The 3,389-nt window shown below is 36.9% G+C and carries 8 protein-coding genes; all 8 read left to right on the top strand.

Going from position 1 to position 3,389, the window contains the following annotated elements:
* Positions 1-566: hypothetical protein (locus HT715_RS08090; protein ID WP_172922899.1), on the top strand; the 566-nt coding region annotated here is incomplete at its 5' end.
* On the top strand, positions 566-805 hold the full coding sequence (locus HT715_RS08085) for a hypothetical protein (protein WP_023935898.1): 240 nt from the start codon (positions 566-568) through the stop codon (positions 803-805). The genes HT715_RS08090 and HT715_RS08085, both read left to right, overlap by 1 nt.
* Before the next feature lie 63 nt (positions 806-868).
* Positions 869-1,135, top strand: coding sequence for a hypothetical protein (locus HT715_RS08080; protein ID WP_172922512.1), 267 nt, complete (start codon positions 869-871; stop codon positions 1,133-1,135).
* A 50-nt stretch (positions 1,136-1,185) separates the two neighbouring features.
* Positions 1,186-1,527, top strand: coding sequence for a hypothetical protein (locus tag HT715_RS08075; RefSeq protein WP_000035041.1), 342 nt, complete (start codon positions 1,186-1,188; stop codon positions 1,525-1,527).
* Entirely contained in the window at positions 1,514-1,762 is a 249-nt protein-coding gene (locus HT715_RS08070; protein WP_023935894.1) for a hypothetical protein, read from the top strand. The genes HT715_RS08075 and HT715_RS08070 overlap by 14 nt, the downstream gene beginning before the upstream one ends.
* 138 nt (positions 1,763-1,900) lie before the next feature.
* Positions 1,901-2,293 carry a transcriptional regulator gene (locus tag HT715_RS08065; protein ID WP_172922898.1) on the top strand — a complete coding sequence of 131 codons (393 nt, stop codon included), beginning with the start codon at positions 1,901-1,903 and terminating at the stop codon, positions 2,291-2,293.
* Positions 2,294-2,495: 202 nt separating this feature from the next.
* Positions 2,496-2,681, top strand: coding sequence for a type II toxin-antitoxin system HicA family toxin (locus HT715_RS08060; protein ID WP_023935892.1), 186 nt, complete (start codon positions 2,496-2,498; stop codon positions 2,679-2,681).
* Between the two features lie 47 nt (positions 2,682-2,728).
* Positions 2,729-3,133, top strand: a complete 405-nt coding sequence (locus HT715_RS08055; RefSeq protein ID WP_023935891.1) for a type II toxin-antitoxin system HicB family antitoxin — start codon at positions 2,729-2,731, stop codon at positions 3,131-3,133.
* Positions 3,134-3,389 lie beyond the last annotated feature (256 nt).

Raw genomic sequence — 3,389 nt, 5'->3', positions numbered from 1 at the left:
ACAAAGTACGGACTCAATTAGAGATTTTTGATCGCTTTGATGAGGAAATCAAGAAAGCAGAAAAAGAAGTTAAGGATATCAAATCCAAGAAAGCAGATGTACAAACATTTGAAGATTTTCAAGCTATTAACGTAAAAGAAAAGTATATTGCTGATATGAAAGAGCAAAGAACAAAACTTGAGAAAGAACGGATTGACTCAATCGTAGCAGACGCTAGAAAAATTAATGCATCAGGTTATTTAGGAACTGCATTAGAGCAAGATGAAACAGTGAAGCGCCAGCGCCAAGAAATCAAGCAGAAATCTATTGAGCTTTTGGAATTGATTGCAAATTATAACGAAAATTACAAAAATACTGCTGAAAGATTGGCGGATGAGGTAAGAGAAACAGGTATCGAAGAGTTATTTGACCGCCTGAATACATCCCCAGAATATAGTGGAGTAAGTAAGCCTTACATTTATAGTGGTGTAGCTGGTTATATGGGAAGCCAATACCGCTATTTAGATCCGAGTGATGATTTGGCGTATTTTGTGAATCGTATTAACTATTTTGAAGGAGAACAATAATGAAAGATGAACATAAACAACTATTTCAAGAAATCGAAGAAGAGAAGAGACAAGCTGACTTACTGCAGGGGCTTGCAAAGAACGTAGAAAGTATTTCAAAATCTTACGAAGAGGAAGCTGTAACTCTTGAAGAGTTTAAAGCTATGGGCTACAAGCGTAGACATGAACTATATGAGAAGGATAAAGCCCTATATGATAAACTACTGGGCAAAGAAAGACGTGGTTTATTAGGTTTGTGATGTGGAGGGGAGCAATCCCCTTTTTTTACATAAATCAGACAGAATTACACACGAGGTAGGGGAATGGTTAGAAGTTTAAAAGCAAGACTAGAAAAGTTAGAAGAGTATGCTGGAAAGACGGAATATGCAACAACTGATGAATGTATATCTTTATATGTGGATTGTTTAAGATTTGCTTTTCAGCAAGATGAAATAAAGATAGATATGGATGATTTTATTAAAATACCATTTAAAGATATTAAGCTAGCAGACTATAAGAAATCAAAAAAACGTATGGATGAACTTAGGGAAATGACTGGGATAAGTGAGTTTCCAGAATTAGACCAATAAAGTGAGGTGACTAGTATTTGACAGAATTAAGCAGAAAAAAAGAAATATTTATGGCCAATTATCTCATGACTGGGAATGTAAAAAAAGCTAGTGAATTAAGTGAGATCACCAGAAAGACGGCTTACAATTACTTGAACGATGCAACCTTTAAGAGAATTTACCGTGAAAGACGTAGCGAACAACTCAAGGAGTCTACTACGCTGTTACAGAATGCAAGCGTTGAGGCAGTCAATGTATTAAGGGAAATCATGCTTGATAAGACAGTAAGCCCGTATGCGAGACAACAGAGCGCCCAGAGCATTCTAAACATGGCTTATAAGGCGGTTGAAATGGTTGAGGTAGTGGAGCAATTAGAAATATTAGAGGCGAAGATACTAGATGAAGGCGATTAAAAACCGTTTAAATAAGTTGAATAAGTTAGCGGTGGTTGATGAAGTTGATACCGTGTTTTTGACGCAGATTGATACTGGACATTTTGAGGTAAGATATAGGATAGGTGGAAAAAATCCCAAAGATATTATAGAAGTCTATCCGACAAAAGAAGAAGCAGAAAAAGATATTTCACGAATTAAAAATACAAAAGGATTGCGGATATTCTGGGACAATATAGGTTTTTGTGATGAATAGAGCTTATCAGTTATCAATCAGATAAGGAGAGTATCCTTGAACTCCGAGCGAACGCCGAGAAAACGCAAAAAAAGCCAGCACAGCTGACTTCTCATGTTATAGTTTCGCATAACTATTATATCACAAAGGAGTGAACTAATGGAGCTGGATAAGTTTAAAACGATGATGAACGTCAGAGAGCGGATGACATACTTTCTACGTTTCCAGAGGATGGCAGGAAGTGAAAACCAAGTTAGGATAGATGAAGAGGCTTGGAAACTTGTCTTACCTGATCAGTGGAATTTGACTAGTAAGCATGAAAAAGCAATCCGTGAGGGGTTGGAGATATTCGCCCACGACATCAACAGCATAGAGAACAAGCGAGCCAGAAAATACTTTATTATCCATTATTGTTACATGAGGAAGAAAACAATGAGTGAATGCGTAGAAATGGCAGGTACTAGCTCCACTAGTTATCACCGATACAAACAGATAGCCGTCTTAAACTTTGCGAGAATCCACCAGAACGGAGAGCTAGAAGCATATAAGTAGGCATAGGCTTCATATTCGCCCCCTATTTTGCTTTGTTTCGTACTGGAGAACTAAAACACCATGGATAAACTAGAAGCCCTTAGAAACGAATTTTGGGGCTTTTGTGAGGTTATAAAAAACAAGTGTAAAAATACGTGTTATACATTGACAAATGTTTCAAACAAGTGTATAATATAATTAAAGATACGGAAAGGAGAAACCGATGACCGAAAGAGAACTAAAAAAACTTGCTAAGAAAAAAGGTTTTATCAAAACAGCTTTTGGTAAAGGTTCGCATGAAGTTTGGAAACATCCAGACGGAAGAACGGTAACGATACCTAAACCAAAAGAAAACGATTATAGACCTGGAACACTTGGCAAGATTTTGAAAGTATTGGAAGGGGAGTAAAAAACTCCCTCCCCTATATTGGGGCGGTCATTGGTTATTATCAAATTATGAAATACACTTACTTGGCACTATTTGAAGTGGATGAAGAAAACGGCGGTTATACAATCACATTCCCTGATTTTCAAGGAGCAATTAGCGAAGCCGATACCTTAAACGAGGCAATCTATAACGCCCGTGAGGTGCTAGAAATCTATACAATCATGTTTGAAGATGAAGGCAAAGAGTTTCCAGAGCCTTCAAGTTTTAAGGCTTTGGCTAGTGAGCTTGGCAGTGATGAGGATATTCTGCAAGCTATCTCAGTAGATACGGAACTGGTTAGAGAGCGCGAACGTTCTAGGGTTGTCAATAAAACTGTAACCCTCCCTAGTTGGTTGGTTGAAGTTGGTAAAGAAAATAAAATCAATTTCAGTCAGCTATTACAGAAAGCAATCAGGGAAGAATTACAGGTATAACGTCATAAAGTACGTACTTCATGGTATAATATACCTATCAGCAATCAGCAATAAAAAAAGCACGTTTGACCGTGCTAGTTTCTTGCCTGCTGAACTCGTCATTTATTGCCCTTTTTGAGGGCTTTTTTTGTGGACTTTTTAAGAACTTTTATGGTCTTTAAAAATAACCTAAGGACCTGCTATTTTTAAAAATTCAATAATATCAAGGTTTTAGACACTTTAATGAATCCTAAAAATTTGTCATCTCTATTTTTAT

Source organism: Streptococcus sp. 4155 (genome assembly GCF_013276695.1).
Taxonomy (GTDB): Bacteria; Bacillota; Bacilli; order Lactobacillales; family Streptococcaceae; genus Streptococcus; species Streptococcus pseudopneumoniae.
The sequence above is the reverse complement of the archived record's forward strand: the minus strand, read 5'-3'. Positions and strand labels throughout refer to the sequence as shown.

Excerpts from the sequence above, each read along its gene's own strand:
- HT715_RS08060 (WP_023935892.1), top strand. The coding sequence starts at position 2,496 with ATGACCGAAAGAGAACTAAAAAAACTTGCTAAGAAAAAAGGTTTTATC.
- HT715_RS08080 (WP_172922512.1), top strand. The coding sequence starts at position 869 with ATGGTTAGAAGTTTAAAAGCAAGACTAGAAAAGTTAGAAGAGTATGCT.
- HT715_RS08070 (WP_023935894.1), top strand. The coding sequence starts at position 1,514 with ATGAAGGCGATTAAAAACCGTTTAAATAAGTTGAATAAGTTAGCGGTG.
- HT715_RS08065 (WP_172922898.1), top strand. The coding sequence starts at position 1,901 with ATGGAGCTGGATAAGTTTAAAACGATGATGAACGTCAGAGAGCGGATG.
- HT715_RS08085 (WP_023935898.1), top strand. The coding sequence starts at position 566 with ATGAAAGATGAACATAAACAACTATTTCAAGAAATCGAAGAAGAGAAG.
- HT715_RS08075 (WP_000035041.1), top strand. The coding sequence starts at position 1,186 with ATGGCCAATTATCTCATGACTGGGAATGTAAAAAAAGCTAGTGAATTA.
- HT715_RS08055 (WP_023935891.1), top strand. The coding sequence starts at position 2,729 with ATGAAATACACTTACTTGGCACTATTTGAAGTGGATGAAGAAAACGGC.